This window comes from Methylobacterium sp. CM6241 (assembly GCF_054817845.1).
Window position 1 is genome coordinate 2,085,065 of record NZ_CM139246.1, and the last position, 24,852, is coordinate 2,109,916.

21 protein-coding genes are annotated in these 24,852 nt (G+C 64.8%); 12 read left to right on the forward strand and 9 right to left on the reverse strand.

Features of this window, described 5'->3' with window-relative positions; genetic code table 11:
- Positions 1 to 25 precede the first annotated feature (25 nt).
- From ACYQR9_RS09670 to ACYQR9_RS09710, 9 genes are all read left to right on the forward strand, one after another.
- Positions 26 to 1,210: a class I SAM-dependent methyltransferase gene (locus ACYQR9_RS09670; protein ID WP_461229433.1), complete on the forward strand. Its 1,185-nt coding sequence runs from the start codon at positions 26 to 28 to the stop codon at positions 1,208 to 1,210.
- A complete protein-coding gene (locus tag ACYQR9_RS09675; protein ID WP_461229434.1) occupies positions 1,210 to 2,235 on the forward strand; it encodes a Gfo/Idh/MocA family protein in 1,026 nt (341 codons plus the stop codon). Before ACYQR9_RS09670 ends, ACYQR9_RS09675 begins: the two co-directional genes overlap by 1 nt.
- Before the next feature lie 180 nt (positions 2,236 to 2,415).
- Positions 2,416 to 4,002: a YcaO-like family protein gene (locus ACYQR9_RS09680; RefSeq protein ID WP_461229435.1), complete on the forward strand. Its 1,587-nt coding sequence runs from the start codon at positions 2,416 to 2,418 to the stop codon at positions 4,000 to 4,002.
- On the forward strand, positions 3,999 to 4,844 hold the full coding sequence (locus ACYQR9_RS09685) for a sugar phosphate isomerase/epimerase family protein (RefSeq protein WP_461229436.1): 846 nt from the start codon (positions 3,999 to 4,001) through the stop codon (positions 4,842 to 4,844). The genes ACYQR9_RS09680 and ACYQR9_RS09685 overlap by 4 nt, the downstream gene beginning before the upstream one ends.
- On the forward strand, positions 4,841 to 6,064 hold the full coding sequence (locus ACYQR9_RS09690; RefSeq protein WP_461229437.1) for a glycosyltransferase family 4 protein: 1,224 nt from the start codon (positions 4,841 to 4,843) through the stop codon (positions 6,062 to 6,064). The genes ACYQR9_RS09685 and ACYQR9_RS09690 overlap by 4 nt, the downstream gene beginning before the upstream one ends.
- Positions 6,065 to 6,066: 2 nt before the next feature.
- Complete coding sequence (locus tag ACYQR9_RS09695; protein ID WP_461229438.1) at positions 6,067 to 6,840, forward strand: PIG-L deacetylase family protein; 774 nt, start codon at positions 6,067 to 6,069, stop codon at positions 6,838 to 6,840.
- Positions 6,824 to 7,480, forward strand: a complete 657-nt coding sequence (locus tag ACYQR9_RS09700) for a uracil-DNA glycosylase (protein WP_461229439.1) — start codon at positions 6,824 to 6,826, stop codon at positions 7,478 to 7,480. The genes ACYQR9_RS09695 and ACYQR9_RS09700 overlap by 17 nt, the downstream gene beginning before the upstream one ends.
- A 125-nt stretch (positions 7,481 to 7,605) precedes the next feature.
- Entirely contained in the window at positions 7,606 to 8,664 is a 1,059-nt protein-coding gene (locus ACYQR9_RS09705; protein WP_461229440.1) for a lysylphosphatidylglycerol synthase domain-containing protein, read from the forward strand.
- Between the two features lie 30 nt (positions 8,665 to 8,694).
- On the forward strand, positions 8,695 to 9,963 hold the full coding sequence (locus tag ACYQR9_RS09710) for an ATP-binding protein (RefSeq protein WP_461229441.1): 1,269 nt from the start codon (positions 8,695 to 8,697) through the stop codon (positions 9,961 to 9,963).
- Between the two features lie 10 nt (positions 9,964 to 9,973).
- Here the strand turns inward: ACYQR9_RS09710 and ACYQR9_RS09715 are convergent, their stop codons facing one another.
- Complete coding sequence (locus ACYQR9_RS09715; protein WP_056431317.1) at positions 9,974 to 10,228, reverse strand: hypothetical protein; 255 nt, start codon at positions 10,226 to 10,228, stop codon at positions 9,974 to 9,976.
- Positions 10,229 to 10,336: 108 nt separating this feature from the next.
- On the opposite strand from ACYQR9_RS09715, the gene ACYQR9_RS09720 reads away from it, so the two are divergent.
- The 3 genes from ACYQR9_RS09720 to ACYQR9_RS09730 all read left to right on the forward strand — a co-directional run bounded on the left by ACYQR9_RS09720 (position 10,337) and on the right by ACYQR9_RS09730 (position 14,570).
- Positions 10,337 to 12,814 (forward strand): heavy metal translocating P-type ATPase, encoded by a 2,478-nt coding sequence (locus ACYQR9_RS09720; RefSeq protein WP_461229442.1) that lies wholly within the window; start codon positions 10,337 to 10,339, stop codon positions 12,812 to 12,814.
- Positions 12,811 to 13,260 carry a Cu(I)-responsive transcriptional regulator gene (gene cueR / locus ACYQR9_RS09725; RefSeq protein ID WP_461229443.1) on the forward strand — a complete coding sequence of 150 codons (450 nt, stop codon included), beginning with the start codon at positions 12,811 to 12,813 and terminating at the stop codon, positions 13,258 to 13,260. Before ACYQR9_RS09720 ends, cueR begins: the two co-directional genes overlap by 4 nt.
- 140 nt (positions 13,261 to 13,400) lie before the next feature.
- Positions 13,401 to 14,570 carry a M20 aminoacylase family protein gene (locus tag ACYQR9_RS09730; RefSeq protein ID WP_461229444.1) on the forward strand — a complete coding sequence of 390 codons (1,170 nt, stop codon included), beginning with the start codon at positions 13,401 to 13,403 and terminating at the stop codon, positions 14,568 to 14,570.
- 64 nt (positions 14,571 to 14,634) lie between these two features.
- Here ACYQR9_RS09730 and ACYQR9_RS09735 read toward each other — a convergent pair whose 3' ends face one another.
- The 8 genes from ACYQR9_RS09735 to nusA form a co-directional block, all read right to left on the reverse strand.
- Positions 14,635 to 15,213, reverse strand: a complete 579-nt coding sequence (locus tag ACYQR9_RS09735) for a TadE/TadG family type IV pilus assembly protein (protein ID WP_461229445.1) — start codon at positions 15,211 to 15,213, stop codon at positions 14,635 to 14,637.
- Positions 15,213 to 15,797 carry a TadE/TadG family type IV pilus assembly protein gene (locus ACYQR9_RS09740; RefSeq protein ID WP_461229446.1) on the reverse strand — a complete coding sequence of 195 codons (585 nt, stop codon included), beginning with the start codon at positions 15,795 to 15,797 and terminating at the stop codon, positions 15,213 to 15,215. Before ACYQR9_RS09740 ends, ACYQR9_RS09735 begins: the two co-directional genes overlap by 1 nt.
- Positions 15,794 to 17,335: a TadE/TadG family type IV pilus assembly protein gene (locus tag ACYQR9_RS09745; protein WP_461229447.1), complete on the reverse strand. Its 1,542-nt coding sequence runs from the start codon at positions 17,333 to 17,335 to the stop codon at positions 15,794 to 15,796. Before ACYQR9_RS09745 ends, ACYQR9_RS09740 begins: the two co-directional genes overlap by 4 nt.
- 181 nt (positions 17,336 to 17,516) lie before the next feature.
- Entirely contained in the window at positions 17,517 to 18,542 is a 1,026-nt protein-coding gene (gene truB, locus ACYQR9_RS09750) for a tRNA pseudouridine(55) synthase TruB (protein WP_461229448.1), read from the reverse strand.
- Between the two features lie 141 nt (positions 18,543 to 18,683).
- The gene (gene rbfA / locus ACYQR9_RS09755; RefSeq protein WP_056431290.1) at positions 18,684 to 19,109 is read right to left on the reverse strand and encodes a 30S ribosome-binding factor RbfA; all 426 of its coding nucleotides are present in this window, start codon (positions 19,107 to 19,109) and stop codon (positions 18,684 to 18,686) included.
- Positions 19,110 to 19,251: 142 nt separating this feature from the next.
- Positions 19,252 to 22,167: a translation initiation factor IF-2 gene (gene infB / locus ACYQR9_RS09760; protein WP_207411573.1), complete on the reverse strand. Its 2,916-nt coding sequence runs from the start codon at positions 22,165 to 22,167 to the stop codon at positions 19,252 to 19,254.
- Positions 22,168 to 22,986: an RNA-binding protein gene (locus tag ACYQR9_RS09765; protein ID WP_056431284.1), complete on the reverse strand. Its 819-nt coding sequence runs from the start codon at positions 22,984 to 22,986 to the stop codon at positions 22,168 to 22,170.
- A 178-nt stretch (positions 22,987 to 23,164) separates the two neighbouring features.
- Complete coding sequence (nusA, locus tag ACYQR9_RS09770) at positions 23,165 to 24,766, reverse strand: transcription termination factor NusA (protein WP_056431281.1); 1,602 nt, start codon at positions 24,764 to 24,766, stop codon at positions 23,165 to 23,167.
- Positions 24,767 to 24,852 lie beyond the last annotated feature (86 nt).

Consider the following 24,852-nt stretch of genomic DNA (forward strand, 5'->3'; position numbering starts at 1 on the left):
GTCGCCGCATGACGGGACATCACAGATGATCCCGTTCGAACTCCTTTCCCCGGAGACGGGGAACGCGCTCAAAGCCGATACGCCGCATTCCCTCCGCGACGTCGTCACCGGTGAGCGCTGGCCAGTCATAGACGGGATTCCCTATCTGCGAATTGGCCGCTTGGAGCTTCTGGGCGCGACGCTGGACCTTCTCGATCGGGATAAACACGAGCTGGCACTGGAGGGTCTGCTCGCCGATCAAGACGATTGGTGGACCGGCCCGCCAGCAGATCCCCTCGATCTTCATGCTCTTGTGCGAGATCGTGACAGGGCGAGCCTGCGGGACGCAGTGCGGTTGCTCGGCTGGGGCAGAGTCGGCGACTATTTCCTGCATCGCTGGACCGATCCGACCTTTCTCGCTGGCTTGACGTTACTCGAAGCGCATTGGAACGACCCCGTCTGCGCGTTCGAATTCGCATGCGGCATTGGCCATTACCTCCGCGAGATGCAGATGCGCGGCGTCAAGGTAGCCGGGGCCGATGTCGTTTTCGCCAAGCTCTGGGTCGCCCGGCACTGGGTCGTCGGCGAGAAGGCGCAGCTCGTCTGTTTCGATGCTGCGTCGCCGCACTGGCCGATCCCCGGCGCACCCGTCGATCTCGTCGTGTGCAACGACGCTTTCTACTTCCTCGATGACAAGCCCGGCATTCTCGAATGCCTTCGCCACAATGCCGGCGACGATGGTTGGCTCGTTCTCAGCCACATTCACAATGCCGAGCGGCCCGGCTTCTCGGCCGGTCGCGCGGTCTCGGCCGAGGAGATCGAGGACCTGTTTCCCGATGCCCTCGTCTATGATGACGACGAACTCACCCGTGCCCTCGTGGAGAAGCGCGCGCCCTCGCCACAGCGGCCGTCCGACCTTCGCCATGTGGAAGCGTTCTCGGTGGTCGCCGGTGCAGGGATGCGGCCTGCACCCCGCGCCATCCTCGACGGACTGACATGGCCGCATGAAGGGACGTCGCTCCGGTTGAACCCCCTCTATGAGCCCGATCCTTCCGGCGGCTACGTGGTCGCATGGCCCTCGGATCGCTACGAGGCCGAATATGCCCCCAGGGTCACCTATCCGCTTCGCTCGGAAGGCCCGGAGACCCTCGACTGGATCGGGGGCGAGCAATCGCCGCACGAGGATCGCGTCCGCCGCCGCGAATTCGTCGACCTGCCGGAGCGCTGGTGATGGGTGATTCCATCGGATGGGGCATCGTCGGCTACGGCTGGGTGGCACGGGATTACATGGCTCCGGGCATCCGCGCGGCGGGCCATCGGCTCGTGGCCGTGTCCGATCCCGGAGAAGCTTCGCGCGCCGCTGCCGAGCGAGAAGGCGCGCGTGCCCATCCTGACCTGGCCGGATTACTGGCCGAACCGGAGGTCGAGGCCGTCTATGTGGCGACCCCCAATCACCTCCACCGTGAGGCGGTCGAGGCCTTGGCGGCATCGGGCAAGGCCGTGCTGTGCGAGAAACCGATGGCGGCCTCGCTCTCCGATGCAGAGGCCATGGTCGCGGCTGTGCGAAATGGCGGCATCTTCTACGGCACGGCCTTCGACCAGCGCCATCATCCGGCCCACCGGGCCATGCGCACCGCGATCCGCGACGGGCGCATTGGCGCCGTGACCACCATCCGCATCGTCTATGCCTGCTGGCTCGATCGGGCTTGGACCTCGTTCGCCGGCCAGGACAATTGGCGTATCGACCCGCTTAAAGCGGGCGGCGGCGCGCTCATGGATCTGGCTCCTCACGGCATCGATCTCGTCGATTTTCTTCTCGATGAGTCGATCGAGGATATCGCCGCTCTGACGCAGGCAAGGGCGCAGGACTACGCTGTCGACGACGGCGCGCTCCTCATCGGCCGCACCGGCTCCGGCATCCTCGCCAACCTGCACGTCGCCTATAATTGCCCGGATGCCCTGCCGCGTCGCCGTCTCGAAGTCATTGGCACCGGTGGCGCGCTCACGGCCGTCGACACGATGGGACAGGTGGCCGGAGGCACACTTTTCATCACCGATGGTGCAAGTGGGCAGACCGAGCCAGTCGCCTTCGATGCCGAGGCCTCGCCCTTTCTCGAGCAGGTCCGTGCCTTCGGCTCTGCCCTGCGCCGACCCGCCGAGCGCGACGCATACAGCGCTGAGCGCGACCTCCACACGATGCGGCTTCTGACGCGGGCTTATGCCGGCTGTCGGAGTGGCCGGGTCAACGAGGACTAGATAGGGACGCAACCCTTCTTCCTAACGCGGTCTCATCCTGGAGGTGCTGCCAAGCTGCTTCGAAGGACTTTTCCCAGGATCACCCTCGGCCCTGGGAGCCCTTTCGAAATCGCAGCTTAGCTGGGGCACTGCGGGGTGAGGTCGGCGGTTGGAATTACCTGAACCTGAGGGACGATCGACGTGAGCGAACACGACCAGGACGCCAGGGCGCGTGATCCGCGCATCAAGGCCCCCCGTCCCTACACCTACGGCGGGCCACGCATCATCGAGGGTCTGCCAGCGTCTTTGCCCGAGCCGGTGCGTGCCTATCTCGATATTCTTCCGAAGGGGCGCATCGTCGGCTTCCCTCTGGCCCCTCTCGACCGGACGGGTATTCCGGTCTGGTTCGTCTCATTGTTCCTCGACGATCCGTTCTTTATCGGCGCCATGCCGAGCGGCATCGGCTACGGCGCCACCGATGACGAGGCGCTCATCGGTGCGGTCGCGGAGATCGCCGAGAATCTGATGCCGTCGCTCGCGGTGATGCCGCGTAAGAAGGAACGGGGCTCCTACAACGACCTCGCCAAGGTCTTCGGCGCCGCGGCGGTGGCCGACCCGCTCACCCTGTGCCTGCCCGCCGGTTCCCCGGTCGGCCGGGACACGGTTCTGGAATGGACGCCGAGCGTCCGGCCGCGCACCGGCGAAACCGTGCTGATGCCCCTCGACATCGCGGCCACCGATTATTTCGAGCTGTCGGAAGGCTACAAGCCTTTCACCAACCTGATCACGAACGGCCTCGGCGCCGGGCCGGACGTCGATTTCGCCCTGGGCCACGGCCTGCTCGAACTGCTTCAGCGTGACGGCAACGGATTGCTGTTCCGCGCCCTCGACCAGGGCGTCATGCTCGATCTCGACGGGATCGGTCCCGAGAACAGGGCAATGCTCGACCGTCTCGACGATCTCGGTATCCGCGCGCTGCCGAAATTCGCCACCGACCAGTTCGGTCTCACGAACATCTATGTCGTCGGCTACGACAGGAATCCCGCCGATGCGCCGGTCCCCGTCGCCCTCTCTGCCTGTGGCGAAGCCTGCGACCCGGACCGCGAGCGGGCCCTCCGCAAGGCACTCCTTGAATTCCAGGCGGCCCGCGTTCGTAAGGCCTTCGGGCATGGTCCCCTGAGCTTCGCCGAGCGGGTGACGCCGCCGGGCTACGTCCAGGCTTTCATCCAGAAGGCACTGCCGAGCCTCGATCTGGAAGAGAGCCGTGCTCTTAGGGCAATGCTGGAATGGATCGTCCTGCCGCCTGAGGGCCTGCGCGACGTCCTGAAGGACAGTGTCTATTGCGAGCGAAGCACGAAGGCCTTCACCGATCTGCCGACCGCCCCGGCACCGGATGGCCATGCTCGCGGCCGCATCGCCCGCGAACGTCTCGAAGCGTCGGGTTTCGACGTTCTCTATGTCGACTGCTCGCCGCCGGGCGGTGGCGTCGGCGTGGTCAAGGCGATCGTGCCGGGGCTGGAGGTCGAGACGATGAGCTATCACCGCATCGGCGAGCGCAACACCGCCAAGCTCATCGAGCGGGATCATCCGCTGATTACATTCGGCGAGCCCAGCGAAACGAAGCTGCCCGTGCGGCTTACGCCCGAAGCGATCGAGCGTCTCGGCGGCCAGCCGCTTTTCGACATCGCGATGGCGGACGAAATCGTCGGGCGCCATTACCCGCTCTATCGCGAGCCGGAATCGCACCACGCGCCGTTCCGTCTCGAGCAGCAGGGACGCGCCGCATGAGTCTGCGCTTCGCCTACAATACCAACGGTACGGCCAACCATCGCCTGGACGACGCCATCGATCTCATCGCCGATGCCGGCTATCAGGGCGTGGCGCTCACCCTCGACATCCATCATCTCGATCCGTTCTCGGAGAACTGGATCCAGGAGGCCCAGCGCCTGTCGAGCCGCCTACAAAGGCTCGGCCTCGGGAGCGTCATCGAGACGGGTGCCCGCTTCCTCCTCGACCCCAAGGCCAAGCACGAGCCGACCTTGGTAAGCGGCGACGCTTCCGGACGCGCGAGGCGCATCGGTTTCCTGAAGCGCGCGGTGGACATCGCCGTCATCCTGCATTCCGAAGCGGTTTCGTTCTGGGCCGGCGTGCCCAAACCCGGCATCGATCGTGATGAGGCCCGGCTTTGGCTCGGCGAGGGCATCGCCGAGATCGTCGCCTATGCTGCGGAGCAGGGTATCGTCGCCTGCCTGGAACCCGAGCCGGGCATGCTGATCGAGACCCTCGACGACTTTGCCGACCTGAACATCGAAGGCCTCAGGCTTGCCCTCGATACCGGCCATTGCCTCGTCACGGGCGAGCGCGACCCGGCCCTGGCCGTAGCGGAATTCGCCGACCGCATCGGCACCGTGGCCATCGAGGACATGGCGCGCGGCGAGCATATCCATCTGCCCTTCGGCGAAGGCGACATGGACGTCCCGAGCGTCCTCGACGCCCTCGACGGCATCGGCTTCCAGCGCCTCGTCTGCGTCGAACTTTCCCGCGAGAGCCACCGCGCCGATGTGATGGTGCCGATATCGCTCGATTACCTGCGGACCTGCCGCAACCACAAAGCCGAGGTGAGCGCGTGAGGATTTGCTTCGTCAGTCGCCGTTATTTTCCGGCGATTTCCGGCATGAGCGTCTACGCGCAGAACCTTCTGCGCGAACTCGTGGCCGCCGGCCATGACGTGACGATGGTCAGCCAGTACCGGGGCGACGCGTTCGGCACTCGCGTCTATGGCGGTGGGCCACCACCTTCCGTGCCGGGTGTACGCGTCATCGGCCTCGAACAGGTGGGCGAGCAGACGAACGGCGATTTCGAGCGCGACATCGACACGATGGTCGAGACCATCGTGTCAGAGCATCGCGAACGGCCGTTCGACGTGCTCCATGCGCAATACGGCTATCCGACCGGCTGGGCGACGCTACTCGCGTCGAAGCGGATCGGAATTCCCAACGTCGTCTCGATCCAGGGGGGCGATGGCCACTGGGTCGGCTCCTGTTGCGAGACCCATCGCATCGCCATGTGCGAAGTGCTGGCCCATGCCAACGCCCTCCTCATCGGTGGCCGCTCCTTCGTCGAGGAGGTCTGCGACCGGCTGGGTTCCGACCCGGACCGCTTCACCATCGCGCCGGGCGCCGTGGACACAGCGCGCTTCACGCCCGGTGTCCCCGGGCATGCGGGGCCGGTGCGACTGTTCTATCATGGTCGCGTCGATCGCCGGAAAGGCGTGCTCGACTTCATCGCCGCCCTGGGTCTGTTGCGCGCGCGCGGGGTCCCGTTCGAGACGACGATCTCCGGAATCGGGCCGGACGTGGATTCCTCCAAGGCACGCGCCGCTGAATTGAACTTTTCCGAGGCCGAGATCCGCTTCACCGGCTACGCCGATTACGACACCGTACCCGACCTCTACCGCCAGGCGGATGTTTTCGTCTCGCCGACCTATGCGGAGGGTTTCTCTAACACGATCCTCGAGGCCATGGCGGCGGGGCTCGCCGTGGTCTCCACCCATGCGGTGGGCGTGTCCGATTGTCTGCGCGACGGCGAAAACGGCCTCTTGGTACAGCCCGGCGACGTGGCTTCCCTGGCGGATGCGCTTCAGCGCGTCATCGAGGACAAGAACTTGCGCCAGCGGCTTGCAGCGGACGGGCTCGATGAATGCCGCCGCGTCTATTCCTGGACCGCCGTCGGTCGCCAGATCATGGACATCTATGCCGAGGTAGTTGGACAGCGGCCGCATACGACGTTCGATGAGGTTCTGCCGCACGATCCGAACTGCCGCTTCCGCGCAGAACCGCATCTGCTCTGACCATGCCCGTTGCCCTCGCACTCTCGCCTCATCTCGATGACGCCGCCTTCTCCTGTGGCGGCACTCTGGCGACGCTGGCCGATGCCGGCTGGACGATCGTAATGGCGACGATCTTCACCGCCTCCGTCCCCGATCCCAAAGGCTTCGCGCTCGCTTGCCAGACCGACAAGGGTCTAGGTCCGGAGGTCGACTACATGTCGCTTCGGCGGGCCGAGGATCGACGAGCAGCAGAGGCGCTCGGCATCGCTCCTCCTTTGCATGTCCCGTTCCACGAGGCCCCCCATCGCGGTTACGGCGCGCCCGCCGACCTTTTTGCCGCTCCAAGGGATGACGATGACATCGTCGGTGCGCTCGCCGATGCGGTCTCCGCACTTATCAAAGACGTGTCGCCCGATCTCATATTCGCCCCTCAATCCGTGGGCGGCCATGTCGATCACGTCCAGCTAGTCCGGGCCATTGGTCACGTGGCGGGGGATGCGCCCATCCTGTGGTGGCGGGATTTCCCCTACACGGTGCGTCATACGCAGCCGCAGGAGCCGTTTGGGGCCCGCTTCGCCAAATTGCCCGAGCACGCGGTTCACTATTGTGCGAGCGCGGAAGAGAAGAAGGCGCTCGCCTGCGCTGCCTACGCCACCCAACTCGGATACCAGTTCGGCGGCGTCGAGGGTTTGCTGCGCCGGCTCGCAGACGAGGCACGGTTAGAGCGGTTCCGCCTCACGGGCATGCTTCCCTTGCAAGTCGCCGTGTTGTTCGAGGATCATGCTACCGTTTCCTGAACCGGCCCGGCCCAGGAGCTTAGCCGATCCGCAGCAGGTCGCTATCCGCCACTCACTGCTGGAGGCTGACCGCTTCATCCCCCTGTGCCGCCTGGCGCGGTCGATCGCCATCGAGCGATCGGCGGAGGTGCCGGATCCCGATCCGCTCGATGGCGGTACGGAAGCGCGGCTCCTCCTTCTCCTCGAAACACCGGGCCCCGGCATCGGCCGTACCGGCTTCGTCTCCCGTGACAACCCTACCGGGACCGCCGCCAACCTGTTCCGCTTCATGGCGGAGGCTGGCATCGCTCGGCGCGAGAGCCTCATCTGGAACGCAGTACCCTGGGTCATCCACGCGCCGGGAGCCGTCAACCGTGCTCCACGGAAAGCCGAGATTGCGACGGCCACCACCTATCTCGCTTCCCTCATCGAGATGCTTCCGGAACTCGAGGTCGTTGTCCTCGCCGGCCGTGTTGCTGGTCTGTCGCGTGAAACGCTCCGGCGCCTGCGGCCGGTGATACCGCTCATCGCCGTCCCGCATCCGAGCCCAACCTACGTTTGCACGTCGCCAGAGGTCGCCCAACGGATCGCTATCGGGCTTAGCGAGGCAGCTGCGATCCTGCGGGGGATCTCTTCGTCACCAACTCAAGAGGGCAGATGACTGGCCTTCCGGACACAAAGACCCTAAATGCCGGGTCACGGGCCGCGGTCCGGCAAAAGCTCGGTCCCGTTCCACGCCGCCGTCGAGGTTGGTCGGGAAGGCCGGCGGAGGCGGACGCCGACGACATGAATTTTGCGGGAGAGCATCAGCGGCGCGCCGAATCCGACGCGGCCAGCGCCTTGGCGACGTCCGAGGCCGAAGATTGCGCGCCGCCCGTGCCCAAGCGCTCCTACAAGAATCGATACGCCTGGCTGGGCACCGCTGCCAGCATCGTCATCTTCGCCGTGTCGCTCGGCGTGCTGTGGAAGCTCTCTCAGCAGGTCACCTGGGCCGAATTGCACTCGGCTTTGACGGCGGCGACCGGGGAACAGCTCGGCCTGGCCTTCCTGTTCGTCGGGGTGAGCTATCTCTTCCTCACCTGCTACGACGCTCTCGCACTCCGCCAACTCAAGATCAAAGTCCCCTACAGGACGACCGCGCTCGCCTCGTTTACCAGCTACGCCGTGAGCTTCACCCTGGGGTTCCCCCTCCTGACAGCGGGGACAATCCGCTATTGGATCTACTCGAAGAAGGGGTTGAGTGCGTCGAAGATCGCGGCGCTAACGGTTATTGCCGGCTTCACCTTCTGGCTTGGCATGGGCGTCGTCCTTGGGCTCAGTCTCGTCGCCGAGGCCGGGCAATTAGCGGCGCTGACCTTTACCAGCATACGCCTCAACCAGGGTGTTGGCTTCGCGGCCCTGCTCATGGTGTTCGGCTATCTCGGCTGGGTCTCGCTCAAGCGCCGCCACGTGAGGGTGAAAGGCTGGTCCCTGGAGCTTCCCGGCGCGACGGTGTCCATGAGCCAGATGGTGGTGGGCATCGGCGATGTCTGCGCGGCAGCGGCCACGCTCTACGTCCTGCTTCCGGCGGGTTCGACCATCGGTTTCACGACTTTCGTCGGCGTCTACGTGCTAGCAGCCATGTTGGGTATCGCCTCGAACGCGCCGGGCGGGCTCGGCGTGTTCGAGGCCACGATCCTCCTCGCCCTGTCGAGCCTGCCACGAGATCAGGTCCTCGGCTCGCTGCTGCTGTTCCGGGTTTGCTACTACCTCGTTCCCTTCGTCGTCGCCCTGGCGATGCTCGGATTCTACGAGATCGTCCGGCGTATGCGCGAATCGTCTCCTTCCGCGTCTGATGGGTCCTAAGCAATGTCTCCAATCCTGGAACGCTAAGCGATGGCCCGGGGCGCGCGAAGATCGGCCTGGATCGGCGCAGGGATCGCCGTCGCGATCACGACCTCGGCCACGTCCCTCAAAGGTGATCTCGATGTCATTACCATCGCCTTTGGGGCGGCTGCCATCGCCGCCGGTGGCCTTGCCGGCAGTCTGAGCCGGCCCCGAACAGTCGCTCTCCCGGAGAGAACCGCTCGCCAGCGGCATTCCATCGCCGAAGCCCTGCTGGCGAACATCCCCGATCCGGTGATCCTCGTGGATCGGCGTAGCGTGGTCATCGAAGTCAATCCGGCTGCACGTACGCTTCTGCCGGCATTGAAGGTCAAGCACCCGCTTTCCTTTGCCTTGAGAGCCCCAGACGTACTGGACGGGATCGAAGAGGTGCTCCGCACGGGCGCTCCGCTGAAGACGCTCTACACGACGCGTGTGCCGACGGAACGGGCCTTCGAGGTTCAGATCGGCGCGCTGCCCATGCCGGACGGGCCGGGGGGCGGACAGCCCAACGTGGTCCTGTTCCTTCGCGATCTCACAGCGGCGCGTCGCCTCGAGGCGATGCGCGTCGATTTCGTCGCCAATGCCAGCCACGAGCTTCGCACGCCGCTCGCCTCACTTCTGGGTTTTATCGAGACCCTGCAGGGGCCGGCCAAAGGCGATGCACCCGCAAGGGAGAAATTCCTGGGCATCATGAAGACCCAGGCACAGCGCATGGCGCGCCTCGTCGATGACCTGCTTTCGCTCTCTCGTATCGAGCTGCGCGAGCACGTTCCGCCGACACAGATCGTCGATCTCGGTCAGATCGCGCGGCAGATGGTGGATATGCAGGGGCCGCTGGCGCGCGAGCGCGGCGTGACCATCATCCTCGACGCGCCGGACGCTGCCTATCCGGTTCTAGGAGAACGCGACGAACTCACTCGCGTGGTCGAGAATCTCGTAGAGAATGCGGTCAAGTACGGCGGCGGCAACGTCGTGGTCGGCCTCGAACGGACCTTGCGCTCGGCATTCGGAAAACCACTGATCGCACTGAGCGTGAAAGACGACGGACCCGGCATCGCGCCCGAGCATATTCCCCGCCTGACCGAACGGTTCTACCGGGTCGATGTCGCATCGAGCCGCCAAAAGGGCGGGACGGGCCTCGGCCTCGCCATCGTCAAGCATATCGTCAATCGCCACAGCGGCAGGCTCGTCATCGAGAGCGAACTCGACCGGGGCACGACCGTCCGTGCCCTGCTCCCGGAACAGCCATCGATCGGGGGAGCGTCGACGACCGGATGATCCGGGTCGCTCAGTTCCGGCTGGTGCCGAGGCGCCGGTATTGCGCCTCGATGATGGCCTTCAGCACGGGAAGGAAAGGCGAGGGGCTCAAGCGCTGGTCGACGGCACGGTCGAGCATGCTGAGAGCAGCCACCTGCTTCGCCGGGCCGGGAAACGTCGCGAGATAGGTCTCGATACAGGCATTCGCCTCTGCCTCACCCGCCGGGATGTCGGAGGTGATCAGCGCGCTCAGGGTTCGCATGCAGGTGTCGAGAGGCTGTATCATCGCCTCCCTATGACAAGGAAACGCCCCGGACGCCATGCACACGCGACGTGATGAGCCATGCGTCGCAGCCTTGACCTTCCCACGATGGGAAGCCCCACATAGTCGTGCATGGATAACGTGATCGCTCCCCCGAAGCAGCGTCCCGGCAAGGGACGTCGTCTCACTCTTCCCGTTGCCGGCATGAGCTGCGCGTCCTGCGTCGGCCGCGTCGAGCGGGTGCTCGCCGCGCTTCCCGGCGTATCGGACGTCTCTGTCAATCTCGCCACCGGACGGGCCAGCCTCATCCTCCACGGCGACCCTGCCCATGCCGTGGTTGCCATCGGAAAGGCCGGTTACGAGGTGCCGGAGGCGGTGACGGAGTTGTCTGTCCGTGGCTTGTCCTGCGCCTCATGCGTCGGTCGCGTGGAGCGCGCGCTTCACGCCGTCGCCGGTGTGACGATGGCCAACGTGAACCTCGCCAGCGGGCGGGCGACTATGCGCCATGCTGACGGCGTCGTCACGATCGCGGATCTCGTCGAAGCGGTTAACGCTGCCGGTTACGACGCGTCGGGCGTCGAGAACGGGGGAGGGGATGCGCAGGCGAACCGGCATGAGCGCGAGACCACCGGCCTTCGGCGGGATCTCATCCTCTCAGCCATGCTGTCGGCGCCCATCGTCATCCTCGACATGGGAGGACATCTGCTCCCTCGCTTCGGCGACGCGATCCATGCCCATTTCGGAGATGCAGCCGGAATGGTGCAGGCCGTTATGGCGACGCTCGTTCTGGCGTGGCCGGGGCGGCGCTTTTTCCGTCGAGGGATTCCCGCTCTATTGAACGGCCATCCCGATATGAACGCCCTCGTCGCACTCGGGGCGGGAGCGGCCTATGTCTACTCCCTGGTTTCGGTCCTCGCTCCCCAGATTCTGCCGCCGGGAACGGCGCATCTGTACTTTGAGGCCTCCGTTCTCATCGTTACCCTGATTCTCCTCGGTCGCGCCCTTGAGGCCCGCGCAAAGGGGCGCACGGGGGCGGCGATCGCACGCCTGGTCGCCCTGGCGCCCTCCACGGCCCGAGTCGTTCGGGACGGTCGCGAGGACGACATTCCCCTGGCTGACTTGCGGCTCGGCGATATCGTTCGAGTCCGCCCGGGGGAACGTGTGGCTGCGGATGGAGTGATTGTAGCGGGTAGGAGCTTCGTCGATGAGAGCATGATCACCGGCGAGCCGGTGCCCGTGGCGAAGGACGAAGGCGACCGCACGGTGGGCGGCACGCTGAACACCAATGGCAGCCTCGATCTGCGCGTCGACACGATCGGCGCGCGGACCGTGCTGGCGCAGATCGTGGCGATGGTCCAGGCGGCGCAGGGCACCAAGCTTCCGATTCAGGCTCTCGTCGACCGGGTGACGGGTTGGTTCGTCCCGGCGGTTCTCGGCGCTGCGTTGGCGACGTTCCTGGCGTGGCTCGCATTCGGACCGAGTCCCGCCCTCGGCTTCGCTCTCGTGAACGCCATCGCCGTTCTGATCATTGCCTGCCCCTGCGCCATGGGGTTGGCGACGCCGACCTCGATCATGGTCGGCACGGGGCGTGCGGCAGAACTGGGCGTGCTGTTCCGCAACGGTGCCGCCTTGCAGGCTCTCCGCGACGCCAAGGTCGTCGCCTTCGACAAGACCGGGACGCTCACCGAGGGTAGGCCCGCACTCACCGGCTTCGTGGTGGCACCGGGCTTCGAGGCGGATACAGTGCTGGGACTTGCAGCATCCGTCGAATCCCGCTCGGAGCATCCGGTCGCGCGCAGCATCGTCGATGCGGCTCTGAAGCGGGGCCTGACTCTCATTCCCCCAGATCGATTCGAGGCTTTACCCGGCCACGGTGTCGAGGGGAGCGTCGACGGGCGGAAAGTCATCGTTGGTGCGCGACGCCATATGGGCAGGCTCGGCATCTCCGTGGCCGATCTGGCGGAAGCTGCATCCCGGCTGGAGGGTACGGGGAAAAGCCCCCTCTACGTCGCTGTCGAGGGACGGATCGCCGCCCTCGTCGCCGTATCCGACCCTATCAAGGCAGGTGCAGCCGAGGCCGTCTCGGCGCTCAAGGCACAAGGTCTGGTCGTCGCCATGGTGACGGGTGATGCGCGGGGAGCTGCCAGCGGCGTCGCGGCAAGGCTCGGGATCACCGAGGTCGCCGCTGAGGTGCTCCCCGGCGGTAAGGTCGAAGCCGTGCAAGCCTTGCGGGCTCGGTTCGGACCTGTGGCTTTCGTGGGGGATGGTATCAACGATGCGCCAGCCCTCGCCGAAGCCGAGATCGGCATTGCCATCGGGACCGGTACGGACATTGCCGTGGAGAGCGCCGACGTGGTGCTGATGGCGGGTGCTCTATCCGGCATCGTCTCCGCCATTGCGCTCTCGCGTGCAGTGATGCGCAACCTCGCGCAGAACCTGTTCTGGGCTTTCGCCTACAATGTGGCCCTGATCCCGGTGGCGGCGGGCCTGCTTTACGTTTTCGGCGGACCCCTGCTGTCGCCGGTTCTGGCCGCGGGCGCCATGGCACTGTCGAGCGTATTCGTCCTCGCCAACGCCCTTCGCCTCCGGCATGCCGGAGATCGGGGATGAGCGGTTCCGTCACCATCGGCGAGGCGGCGAAGGCCACGGGCGTCTCGGCCAAGATGATCCGGTATTATGAGGAGACCGGCCTCCTGCCACCGGCAGACAGGACGGCCTCCGGTTACCGGCTCTATGCCGAGAACGACTTGCACACCTTGCGCTTTGTGCGCCGATCCCGTGATCTCGGCTTTTCCGTTGAGGATTTCGCCGGCCTCCTCGCCCTTTGGCAGGATCGCGGACGTGCCAGCGCCCAGGTGAAGGCCCTGGCCGTGCACCATCTGACGGATCTGCGCCGCCGCATCGCCGAGTTGGAGGCGATGGCTCGCACCCTGACGTCGCTTGCGGATCATTGCAGCGGTGATTCCCGGCCGGATTGCCCCATTCTCGATGACCTCGCCGCAGAGCATTCGCCACAGTCACGAAGTCCTCGCCGGACGAAGCCGCTCTCCCGCTAGCCCCTGGCGCCACGTTCTGCACATGATCCGTCGGCCGCAGCCTTTTAAATCGATCTAAATGGCCTCGCCTTTGCTGGGATGCGCTATGGTCGGGAGGCTCTGCCCGAGACGAGCCAAGACGCGCGAAGAGACGTGACACCATGCCCATCGTCGACCGGATCGCAGCTCTGGCGGATGAGATCACCGCATGGCGGCACGACCTCCACGCCCATCCGGAGCTGCAATACGACGTCCATCGCACCGCCGGCTTCGTCGCCGACAAGCTGCGGGATTTCGGCTGCGACGAGATTGCCACCGGCATCGGTCGCACCGGAGTCGTCGGCCTCATCCGGGGGCGGTCGCACGGTTCGAACCGTGCCATCGGCCTGCGCGCGGACATGGACGCGCTACCGATCCAGGAGGTGCGGGATCTGGCCTATCGTTCCACCGCGCCGGGGCGGATGCATGCCTGTGGCCACGATGGCCATACCGCGATGCTTCTCGGCGCCGCCAAGTACCTCGCCGAGACCCGTGATTTCGACGGGACCGCAGTGATGATCTTCCAGCCTGCGGAAGAGGGCGGCGGCGGCGGCGAAGCTATGGTCCGAGACGGAATGATGGAGCGTTTCGGCGTCGAGACCGTCTATGGCCTGCATAATATTCCAGGCCTGGAACTCGGCCGTTTCGCGATCCGTCCCGGCCCGATCATGGCGTCCACCGACCGCTTCACCATCACGATCGAAGGGCGCGGCGGCCATGCCGCGCAACCGCATCTCGTCATCGACAGCGTTCTCGTGGCGAGCCATGTCGTGATCGCACTGCAATCGGTGGTCGCTCGTAGTATCAACCCGCTGGAAAGTGGCGTGGTGTCGGTCTGTGCCCTCGAAGCCGGCGATGCCTTCAACGTACTGCCCCAGCAGGTGACCATGCGGGGCACCATGCGCGCGCTTTCGAAGACGGTGCGCGCCACCATGCAGGAGCGCATCGGCGCCATCGTGACGAACACCGCCGCCGCCTACGGTGCCACCGCCCGCGTCGATTACAGCGGCGGATATCCGGTGACCGAGAACCACCCAGCCGAAGCGGATTTCATCGCCGACGTGGCGGCGGGCATCGTAGGCGAGGAACGAGTGGAGCGTGATGTCGCGCCGATGATGGCGGCGGAGGATTTCTCCTACATGCTGGCTCACCGGCCCGGCGCCTATATCTTCATGGGCAATGGTGACAGCGCAGGCCTCCACCATCCGCATTATGATTTCAATGATGCCGCCATTCCGTACGGCGCCTCGCTCTGGGCTCGGGTAATCGAGACGGCGCTGCCGGCTCGCTGATCGTCGTCCTGATCGTCTCGGAGACAGCAGGCCGTCGCAGCCGCCACGGACTGCGATTGATCTGTCACGTTGCGGGGCAGGGCACGCCACCGGGGAGTATGATCTCCTTCCCGTTGGTAGCGCGAACCGGCCAAGTGACTTCTTTCTCGAACGAGAAGGAGGTCAACGCCGGAAAGACAGGGAAGATAGGCTTATAGGAGATCGTCATCTTTGCGATGACATAGCGAGCCTTCTTCATAGCTTCCGATGGGGGCGGCGCACCAAGGATCGTGGAAGCTGCATATTTCGGGGCGTTGACCGCCGTGCTCGAGCAGACCTTGGCTATGAGGGATCCGTCGTTCTGCTGGTAGACGCCTGCCGCCGTGAGGACGATCTTTGCTCCGCTGGCGTCGTAGGGCGCCATGATGTTGCGGCCAAGTTTATAGACGCCCTCTATCTCCGTCGTGGTCAATGTCGTTCGGGAGATCAGATCCGCCATGGATCGCGCGGCGCGATTGGCATGCTGTCCTGTCGTGTAAGCACGCGGCAACTCGATCGAACCCATGAAAAGCAGAATCATCACGGGGGCGATGAGGGCGAATTCCATGGCGGAAACGCCCGACTGGTCGGTGATCATCCGTCGACACTGAATGATCGCCCGCATCAATTCGCCTGACATTTTCCCTGCGCGTATGGCTCCGCGCGAAAGACCACCATCGAACGGATCATTTGCTCGTTGTTGGGGAGAGGCGGCAGCATCAGCTTCGACGTCGGAAAATAGCGAGGTATCGCCGCGATCGCGCAGATCGTCACGATGTCGTCTCCGTTGGGACACTCGAACTTCTTTCCGAAGCCCGTCGCTATCGACTGGCTCACATTATCGTAGGGCGAGCAGGTCACGAGGGTGTTGCTGCTCTCCGTGGCAGTAACCTCGATCTTGATCTTGTCCGTGCTGCAGTTGAACAGCGTGGCACCGCTACACATTTCCTGAATAAGCCGGGTTGCCGGACTACTATTGTTGGATCCTTGCTGAAACGTGCCGGTGAAGACGGCCCGCGCCGCCCGATCGAGGGCGTTGTCGAACGAGATCTGGGCGACCATCAACATGGCGCCTTCGATCAACGCACCGAGCAGCATGAAGAACGGAATGCCGACGATCCCGAACTCGACCGCCGTTACGCCGCGACGATTGCCTAGAAAATCCCGGAATGAGCGCGAAAGCAGGCGTGACGGCCAGCGGATCCTCATCGCGAAATCCGCATCTCGCTCATCTGCGACCCAATAGCCCTGAAGGCGTCGGTCAGCGTCGCGGAATTCTGGACATCGTAGAACTTGTCGGTGCCGCTCGCACAGTTGCGGAGGATGTCGCTGGCCCCTTCAGTGACCTCGACGCGGACCGTAAAGATGGTGATGCCCGCATTCTTTATGTTCGTGCAAAGAGTTGAGAGCCGCGCATTCATGGCCGCCGTCCGGGTCGCGGTCGTGTTGGCATTGGTCCACATCCGATTCTGCCAGCTGAAGCCGAGGCCAGAATAGATCGATGCATTCGCGGAAGAGCTGACAGAGGAGGCGTTCTGTCCGTCCGTCATCAGGATCACGAACTTCCGAGTGTTCTTTTCGTCATACGGCACACCCTCCGCGAAGGGGCCGTTCGGCGACAGCAGATGCCATCCCCAGACCAGACCCATAGCGATGTTCGTGTCGCCGACGATGGTCATCGCGTTGATCGCGTTGGTGAGCGTAGATTGTGACGTGGTGAGACGCGTGATGGGCTGGAGCTCGCATCCGGAATTGGGCCCGTAGCGATAGGGGACGGTGTCGCTGATCCGGCCCTTTTGTAAGATGGGATTCCTGGAATATTTCGTGATCTGGCCCTGCCGCGTCCGATGGTCGGACTCCGCCGATGTGGTCGTGTAGTCGCTCATGTAATCGTTGACGGCGTTCCGGTCCTTATCGGATTCATCGGGTGCGAAGAAGGGCACGAACAGGGTATTGGGATTGGCGATCGACGGCGGTGTATCCTGAACGTCGTAGGGCGCTGGCCTGCTCTCGACGCACCCGCCCCAAGCGACCCCCATTTGGCGGAAAAGGGTCAGGCGGTTCGCCGAGGAGACAAAGATATTCGAGTGATAGGAGGCCTTCGCATCCTTATCGAGCCATGACTGGGTTGCATTCGATGGACCGACATTCACGGTCATCGAGAACGGGACGATTCCGATTTTTAGGGCGTTGGGCTTAGCGGGATCGGCCTCTCTGAACAGACTCGTGACAAGGTCGTTAGCGGCTGCCTTCAAGTTGGTGATCTTCGAACCGCTCATCGATCCGGTATTGTCTAGAACGAGAGCGATCTCGAGATTGCCCGACCCGCGTATACCTGCTGCCGTGACTGAGACAGGGAAGGAATTATAGCCCGCGATCCTGGTCACGCTGGTCGGGCTCTTGGCGATGACCGAAACGGTGATCGTATTCTCCACCCGTGCAACAGTGATCTTCGTGTCGGCGTCCACCAACCTGGGAGCGGCAGCCCTGATCTGGTTCTCGGCCCTGGTCTGAAGCTCGGCAGTTGTCGTGGCCACCGGGAGCTTGAGCAGCGAGATAACTGTTGAATCGGCGGCATCCTGAAGACCCTGTTGGGCCATCGAATTCACGCCGTAATCGATCACCAATCCCGACAGCATCAGCAGGGGAACAGCGAGCAGGCCGAAGAAAATGGCGATCGCACCGTCGGTATCCCGGCGGAAGCGCGTCAGCAGGATCGTTGCAGAATGTTCGCTTCGGCTCGTCATAGAGCCACGCGTAGAACGAACTTTCTAATGGAAAAGTAAATCTCTCCCGCCGACGGCTGTCGGCGGGAGATAAGGATATGTGAGCGTCAACAACTCGTAAGTTAAACGGAAGAATTTGAGCCCGTCGATACAATCGGCGCTCGATAAGATACTACTATCGGTAGCAGTGCTTCTACCTATTTCACGACTGGCGCGCGGTACCACCAAGGTGGAAAACGCGGTGCGGGACGAGTTCACCGCGCTCGACATCGCCTACGGCCACGAGGATGCCGCCGCAGGTCGCAAAGGCCTTGCCTTCCGTTGGGGCATCTTGTCCCCGCAGCAGGACGGGTTGGCCCCGCATGAGCCGTAACGCCATGTCCCGTGAGACGGCCACCGAAACGACCGCATCGAGCGCAGTCTCCACCGGACGGAGATGTGCGGCGTTTCCATCCGGTCCGCCCTCTTCGAGGGTGGCGACGAGGCAGGACTCAGCCTCCGCGAAGGGCCCGACGCGCGTGCGGCGCAAGGCGGAGACATGCCCGTAGCAGCCGAGCACCCGGCCGAGATCGCGGGCGATGGCGCGCACATAGGTGCCCTTGCCGCACTCTGCCGCGATGATCGTACGATCGGGGGTATGTTCCACCACGGAGAGATGGTCGATCTGGACCGGACGCGCCACGAGCTCCACCACTTCGCCGTCGCGAGCGAGATCGTAGGCACGTTCACCGGCGATCTTGATCGCCGAGTAGCGTGGTGGCACCTGCTCAATGGCTCCGACGAAGGCGGGCAGCGCGGCCTCTACGAGCGCGCGGTCCGGCCGTGTGTCGCTCGTCGCAACCGGACGGCCTTCCGCATCGTCGGTATCCGTCTCGATGCCCCAGGTCACGGTGAAGATGTAGGCCTTGCGGCCATCCATGACGAAGGGGACGGTCTTGGTCGCCTCGCCGAGGGCGATAGGCAGGATGCCGGAGGCCAAAGGATCGAGCGTTCCGGCATGGCCCGCCTTCTTCGCATTGAAGGCACGCTTCACCACCGCGACCGCATGGGTCGAGGTCATTCCGACGCCTTTGTCCAGGATGACCCAACCGTTCACATCGCGACGCTTGGGCCTGTCGGAGGCTTGGCCGCGCTGCTGGCGGCGACCTTGTGAGGGTCTTTCCTCGCCGGAACGGTGGGGCGACGGAGTGGCGACGTCGGGATTCTCGATCGTCGGATCGTTGATCATGATGTCCTCGTCGGCGGCGCGATGGAAGCGGCAGCTTTGGCAGCCCCGTAATCCCTATCGACGCCAGGGTCAGTTCTTGATGGGGTGTAACGCGAGGCGTCCGCTTTCCGGGTCCAATGAACCTCGTCGAGATGGCCGAACCTACGCGCCTGCGTCTGGCTCGTCCGCATCGCGCGGCTGCGATTCGAGATCGCGCCGCACCTTCTCGGACCGGAGAAGGGCGTCGATCCGATCCGCTTCGTCGAAGGTCTCGTCTCGCAGGAAGCGTAGATCGGGCGCAAATTTCAAATTCACCCGGCGGGCAACTTCCTGACGCAATGCTTTCTTGTTGCGTTCAAGAGCCGCGATGACCGGTTTCTCGTCGAGGCCGCCGAGCGGCATGATGTAGGCCGTGGCGATCTTGAGATCGGGCGACATACGCACTTCGGGCACGGTGATGACATGCGAGCCCAGGACAGGATCCTGGATGTCGCCGCGCTGCAGCACTTCTGCGATAGCGTGGCGGATAAGTTCGGCCACGCGCTGCTGGCGCTGCGAAGGACCACTAGGATTGGGTTTCTGAGCCATTGTCGCTTGGGTCTCGGATCCGGGATCGCCTGGACTGGGCGCCCCGTTTTGCGGGGGCGCTAAGACGTACCGGCCGTCTGCAAAACAAAACGGCGGCTGCAGCGCGCGCTGCAGCCGCCGGGTTCGTCGAGCCGCGTCGCCTTTAGAGCGTGCGGCGGATCTCCTCGACCCGGTAGCACTCGATCGTGTCACCCGCACGCATGTCCTGGAAGTTCTCGAAGGACATACCGCACTCGTAACCCGAACCGACTTCCTTCGCGTCATCCTTGAGGCGCTTCAGCTGAGACAGCTTGCCCTCGTGGATCACGACGCTGTCGCGGATCAGGCGGACATGGGCGCCACGCTGCACGACACCGTCGGTGACGCGACAACCGGCAATCTTACCGACCTTCGACACGTCGAAGATCTGCAGGATCTGCGCCTCACCGAGGCGCTCTTCGCGCAAGGTCGGCGGCAGCATGCCCGAGAGGGTCGCTTTGATGTCATCCACGAGGTCGTAGATGATGTTGTAGTAGCGGATCTCGACGCCCTTGTTCTCGGCCGACTCGCGCGCTTCCTTATGGGCACGCACGTTGAAGCCGATGACGACGGCCTTCGAAGCCTCCGCCAAGGTCACGTCCGACTCGGTGATGCCGCCGACGCCCGCGAGCAGAATGCGCGCTGACACCTCGTCGTTGCCGAGCTTCTCCAACGCGCCGATGATGGCTTCCACCGAACCCTGCACGTCGCCCTTGATGACGAGAGCCAGTTCCTTGCGGCCGAGGCCTTCCTTCAGGTCGCGCATCATGTCCACGAGCGAGCGGTTCGCACCGCCGGTTCGTGCAGCAATCCGCTCACGCTTCTGACGGGCGCGATACTCGGTGACTTCGCGGGCACGGGCTTCGTTCGGTACCACCGCCACGCGGTCGCCCGCATCCGGAGTTCCGTTGAAGCCGAGTACCTCCACCGGCACCGACGGGCCGGCATAAGGGATGCTCTCGCCCTTGTCGTCGATGAGGGCGCGGACACGCCCCCACTCGGCACCAGCAACGACGATGTCGCCGGTGAAGAGGGTGCCGCGCTGCACGAGCACCGTGGCGACGGGACCGCGACCGCGATCGAGCTTGGCCTCGATGACCGTACCCTCGCCGTCGCGCGCCTCGTTGGCACGCAGGTTCAAGATTTCGGCCTGCAGCTGCAGACCTTCGAGGAGATCCGGCAGACCGTCGCCGGTCTTGGCGGAGACTTCGAATTCCAGGGTCTCGCCGCCCATGGACTCGACCTGTATGTCATGCTGCAGAAGCTCGGTACGCACCCGCTGCGGGTTCGCATCGGGCTTGTCGATCTTGTTGATCGCCACGATGAGCGGCACGCCGGCCGCCTTCGCGTGGCTGATCGCCTCCACCGTCTGGGGCATGACACCGTCATCGGCCGCCACCACGAGCACGACGATATCCGTCACCTTGGCGCCACGGGCGCGCATGGAGGTGAACGCCGCGTGGCCGGGGGTGTCGATGAAGGTGACCATGTCGCCCGACGGCGATGCGACCTGATAGGCACCGATATGCTGCGTGATGCCACCGGCTTCGCCGGAGACGACGGCCGTCTTGCGGATGGCGTCGAGCAGCGAGGTTTTGCCGTGATCGACATGGCCCATGATGGTCACGACGGGCGGACGCGGATCGAGATCCTCTTCGAGATCCGGCTCGTCGTTGAACAAGCCCTCTTCGACATCGGACTCGGCGACGCGGCGTACGGTGTGGCCGAGTTCCTCGGCGATGAGCTGGGCAGAATCCGAATCGATCACGTCGGTGATCTTGTGGATCTCACCCTGCTTCATCAGCAGGCGAATCACGTCCACGGCCCGCTCCGACATGCGGTTGGCGAGTTCCTGGATGGTGATCGTCTCGGGGATCGTCACCTCGCGGGAGAGCTTCTCTTTCTGCTCCACCTGCCGGTTGCCGCTCATGCGCTGCTGGCGGCGACGGAACGAAGCAACGGAGCGTGTACGCTCGTCCTCGCCCGACGTGGCGGTGGCGATGGTCAGGCGCCCACGATTACGGTCGCCGCCCGGCTGCTTGGGTGTCTTGGGCGGCGTGATGATCTTGAGCGGCATGCCGGGGCGGCGGATGACGCGCTTCTGCTCGCTCTCCTCCTCGGCAGCCTGAGGCCGACCCGGCGCGCGGGCGGCAGGCGTCGCACCGGCCGGACGTGCGGCCGTGGCAGCGGTGGGAGCCGCCTCAGGCTCGGGTGCGGGAGCCGGGCGGGCCATGAAGTTCAAATCGCGCGGCTTGCGCACGTCGGCCGTGATGGTCTTGCGCGGCTCTGCAGGCGTCGGGCGAGCCGTCAGAGGGGGACGGGCAGCTGGAGCTGCCGGACGCGCAGGCGCCGCAGCCTGAGGTGCGGGAGCGGGTGCTGCCGGAGCGGGCTTCGGGGCCGACGAGATCGGAGCCGAGACAGGAGCCATCGGCACGGTCTTGGAAACGGGCCGTGCGGGCGCAGACGGAGCAGCTGCGGCAGGAGCCGCCGCGGCGGCTTCCTTGGCTGCGGCTTCGGCAGCGCGAGCCGCCTCGCGAGCAGCCTCTTCCTCGGCACGCAGGCGAGCCTGCTCCTCGGCGCGCTGACGCTCCTCTTCCTGGCGGCGACGCTCCTCGGCCTCGCGCTGGCGGGCTTCCTCAGCCTCGCGAGCACGCTGCGCTGCAGCCTCTTCCTCGACCTTGCGGCGGGCTTCCTGCTCACGGCGCTGGGCATCGGCGAGGGCAGCGGCGCGTGCATCGCGCTCCTGCTCGCTCAATGTCCGAAGTACGACGCCGGACGCCGCCCGCTGGGCGGGACGCGGGACCGCGGGAGCGGGCGGCGCCACACGGGACGCCGGAGCGACCGGTTGCGTTTCGCGAACGGGAGCGGCCGGTGCCGCCCCGATGACACGGCGCTTCACAGTCTCGACCACGACCTGCTTGGAGCGGCCATGGGAGAAGCTCTGACGCACCGTTCCCTGCTCGATCGGGCGCTTCAAGGACAGCGGCTTCGAGGGGGGTCGTGCCTGCGTCTTGTCGCCCGGATTATTCGTATCGCTCATTCAGTCCAAACCCTGAGGGTTTCCATCGTCCCGTGAACCGGCAAACTGCTGTGCGCCGGGTAAATCCGTCTCGTCGTCGTCCTGCAGAGTCGAAGCGGTTTGCCCTGCTCGGGCGTAACCGGCCTCCTCGGCTGTCGTAGGCCTGCCCTCGAAAGAGCGTAGCCGACGCCAACGCGCAAGGCAGCCGGTGCTCCCGACTCCTGCGACAAGCGCCGCATGTATCACATGATCCCGACCCAAGGCCATGTCCAATTCTGCATTGGACAAATCATCGATGACCGGGACACGGGATATGGCATCGCCATGCCTCCGGTGCAATGCCGCGGCGATCTTCCTTCTACCGTCCGCGCTACCGTCGGAGGCTTGAATCACCGCTGCGACACCGGCCTTGTCCGCAATGGCGGACTCGACCTTGGCGAAACCGGCGACCAGGCAGCCTGCCTTGTTGGCGAGCGACAGGGATTGGCGCAGGTCTTCCCGCAGGATCGCTGCGATCCTGTCACCGAGGTCCGCCGGTGCGGCCGCATCCTTGGTCTTGAAGGCGCGTTGGAACAGCCGCTTCTTCAGCGCGGCTTCGACCGTGACGCGACTGGCAGTGAGCCATGCGCCGCGTCCTGGCAGTTTCGCCTTCAGATCCGTCACCACTTCCCCGTCGGGAGACAGAACGAAGCGGATCATGCCTTCCGGATTCTGCGACATTCGGGTGACAAGGCATGTGCGCATTGCATTGCGCCGACCGCGCCCGAAGCCGGAATCGAGCAAAGTGCTCGGCTCCGGCTCAGCGGCATCTTGCGCTGCATCTGCGTATTCGCCCGTCATATGGCGGTTGGACCCTTCTACGTCTTGGGCTGTTCGGCCGTGCCGGACCTGCCAAGTCACGTTATGGCAGGGTGGCGATTCGAGGCCCGGGCACCGACCCGGTCGTTCTGCGCTTGGACGTTGTCGTCACCTTCTCCCTCGATTTCGTCGAGGGAGAAGGCGGTGAAGTCGCCTGGGATCAGACTGCCTCGGGTTCCCCGTCGGTCTGTTCGCCCTCGTCAGCCTCAACGGGTGCTTCGATCCAACCAGCCTTGACGCGAGCCGCCATGATCATGGCCTCAGCCTCGGCACGGGAGATTTCGAACCCGTCGAGATAGCCCGCATGTTTGGTGGCCTCGGGGCCGCGACCTTCGGTGTAGCCGACAAGGTCATCCGTGGCGCAGCCGGCGAGATCCTCTATCGACTTCACGTCGTTCTCGCCGAAGGCCACGAGCATCGGCGTGGTCACGCCATCGATCTCACGCAAATCGTCGGCGACACCGAGTTCCTGGCGCTTGGCATCGAATTCGGATTCGACGCGGGCGAGGTGATCCTGGGCGCGAGCCTGGATCTCCGTGCCGCTTTCCTCGTCGAGGCCCTGAATGTTGGCGAGCTCGCCCGGCTCGACATAGGCGATTTCCTCGACGTTTCGGAAACCCTCCGCCGCGAGGAGCTGGCCCACCGTCTCGTCGACGTCGAGGGCCGCCATGAAGACAGCAGTGCGTTCGGCGAATTCCTTCTGGCGCCGCTCGGATTCCTCGGCCTCGGTGAGGATGTCGATGTCCCACCCGGTGAGCTGCGAGGCGAGGCGCACGTTCTGGCCGCGACGGCCGATAGCCAGCGAGAGCTGATCGTCGGGCACCACCACCTCGATGCGGTCGGCCTCCTCGTCGAGGACCACCTTGACCACCTCGGCGGGCTGGAGCGCGTTGACGATGAAGGTCGCCTGATCCTCGGACCACGGAATGATGTCGACCTTCTCGCCCTGCAATTCGCCCACGACCGCCTGGACGCGGGAGCCGCGCATGCCGACGCAGGCACCGACGGGATCGATGGAGCCGTCCCGCGAAATGACGGCGATCTTGGCGCGCGAGCCCGGATCGCGGGCGACCGCCTTCACTTCGACGATGCCGTCATAGATTTCGGGCACTTCCTGGCCGAACAGCTTGGCCATGAACTGCGGGTGAGAGCGTGAGAGGAAGATCTGCGGGCCACGGACCTCGCGGCGCACGTCGAACAGGTAGGAGCGAATACGGTCGCCGGGGCGGAAGGTCTCGCGCGGGATCATCTCGTCACGGCGCACGATGCCCTCGCCGCGTCCCAGATCGACGATGACGTTGCCGTACTCGACCCGCTTGACCAGGCCGTTGACGATCTCGCCGATGCGGTCCTTGTACTCGTCGAACTGACGGTCGCGCTCGGCGTCACGCACCTTCTGAACGATGACCTGCTTGGCCGATTGAGCGGCGACGCGGCCGAAATCGAAGGGCGGCAGCGTGTCGGAGATCACGTCCCCCACGAGCGCGCCCGGATTGTAGCGCCGAGCCTGATCCAGCGTGACCTCGCGGGCGTCGTTCTCGACCTCGTCCACCACCACGAGATGGCGGGACAGGCGGAGCGCGCCGGTCTTGGGGTCGATCTCTGCATGGACATCCGTCTCCGCGCCGTAACGGGAGCGAGCGGCCTTGGCGATGGCCTCCTCCATGGCGTCGATGACGATGGAGCGGTCGATCACCTTCTCGCGGGCGACCGCTTCGGCAATCTGCAGGAGTTCGAGTCTGTTGGCGCTGACGACAGCCATCGGATTTCGTCCTTCTCTTCGTCGTATGTTCTTCTCGGAACCCTCAGCGCGCCGTCGGGCGCCCGCCGGAGTTCCAAACGAATGCT

Bases quoted from the DNA above. Each gene is read 5' to 3' on its own strand.
- ACYQR9_RS09670 (WP_461229433.1), top strand. From the start codon at position 26: ATGATCCCGTTCGAACTCCTTTCCCCGGAGACGGGGAACGCGCTCAAA.
- ACYQR9_RS09675 (WP_461229434.1), top strand. From the start codon at position 1,210: ATGGGTGATTCCATCGGATGGGGCATCGTCGGCTACGGCTGGGTGGCA.
- ACYQR9_RS09685 (WP_461229436.1), top strand. From the start codon at position 3,999: ATGAGTCTGCGCTTCGCCTACAATACCAACGGTACGGCCAACCATCGC.
- ACYQR9_RS09695 (WP_461229438.1), top strand. From the start codon at position 6,067: ATGCCCGTTGCCCTCGCACTCTCGCCTCATCTCGATGACGCCGCCTTC.
- ACYQR9_RS09700 (WP_461229439.1), top strand. From the start codon at position 6,824: ATGCTACCGTTTCCTGAACCGGCCCGGCCCAGGAGCTTAGCCGATCCG.
- ACYQR9_RS09705 (WP_461229440.1), top strand. From the start codon at position 7,606: ATGAATTTTGCGGGAGAGCATCAGCGGCGCGCCGAATCCGACGCGGCC.
- ACYQR9_RS09710 (WP_461229441.1), top strand. From the start codon at position 8,695: ATGGCCCGGGGCGCGCGAAGATCGGCCTGGATCGGCGCAGGGATCGCC.
- ACYQR9_RS09715 (WP_056431317.1), bottom strand. From the start codon at position 10,228: ATGATACAGCCTCTCGACACCTGCATGCGAACCCTGAGCGCGCTGATC.
- ACYQR9_RS09720 (WP_461229442.1), top strand. From the start codon at position 10,337: ATGGATAACGTGATCGCTCCCCCGAAGCAGCGTCCCGGCAAGGGACGT.
- cueR (WP_461229443.1), top strand. From the start codon at position 12,811: ATGAGCGGTTCCGTCACCATCGGCGAGGCGGCGAAGGCCACGGGCGTC.
- ACYQR9_RS09730 (WP_461229444.1), top strand. From the start codon at position 13,401: ATGCCCATCGTCGACCGGATCGCAGCTCTGGCGGATGAGATCACCGCA.
- ACYQR9_RS09735 (WP_461229445.1), bottom strand. From the start codon at position 15,213: ATGCGGGCGATCATTCAGTGTCGACGGATGATCACCGACCAGTCGGGC.
- ACYQR9_RS09740 (WP_461229446.1), bottom strand. From the start codon at position 15,797: ATGAGGATCCGCTGGCCGTCACGCCTGCTTTCGCGCTCATTCCGGGAT.
- ACYQR9_RS09745 (WP_461229447.1), bottom strand. From the start codon at position 17,335: ATGACGAGCCGAAGCGAACATTCTGCAACGATCCTGCTGACGCGCTTC.
- truB (WP_461229448.1), bottom strand. From the start codon at position 18,542: ATGATCAACGATCCGACGATCGAGAATCCCGACGTCGCCACTCCGTCG.
- rbfA (WP_056431290.1), bottom strand. From the start codon at position 19,109: ATGGCTCAGAAACCCAATCCTAGTGGTCCTTCGCAGCGCCAGCAGCGC.
- infB (WP_207411573.1), bottom strand. From the start codon at position 22,167: ATGAGCGATACGAATAATCCGGGCGACAAGACGCAGGCACGACCCCCC.
- ACYQR9_RS09765 (WP_056431284.1), bottom strand. From the start codon at position 22,986: ATGACGGGCGAATACGCAGATGCAGCGCAAGATGCCGCTGAGCCGGAG.
- nusA (WP_056431281.1), bottom strand. From the start codon at position 24,766: ATGGCTGTCGTCAGCGCCAACAGACTCGAACTCCTGCAGATTGCCGAA.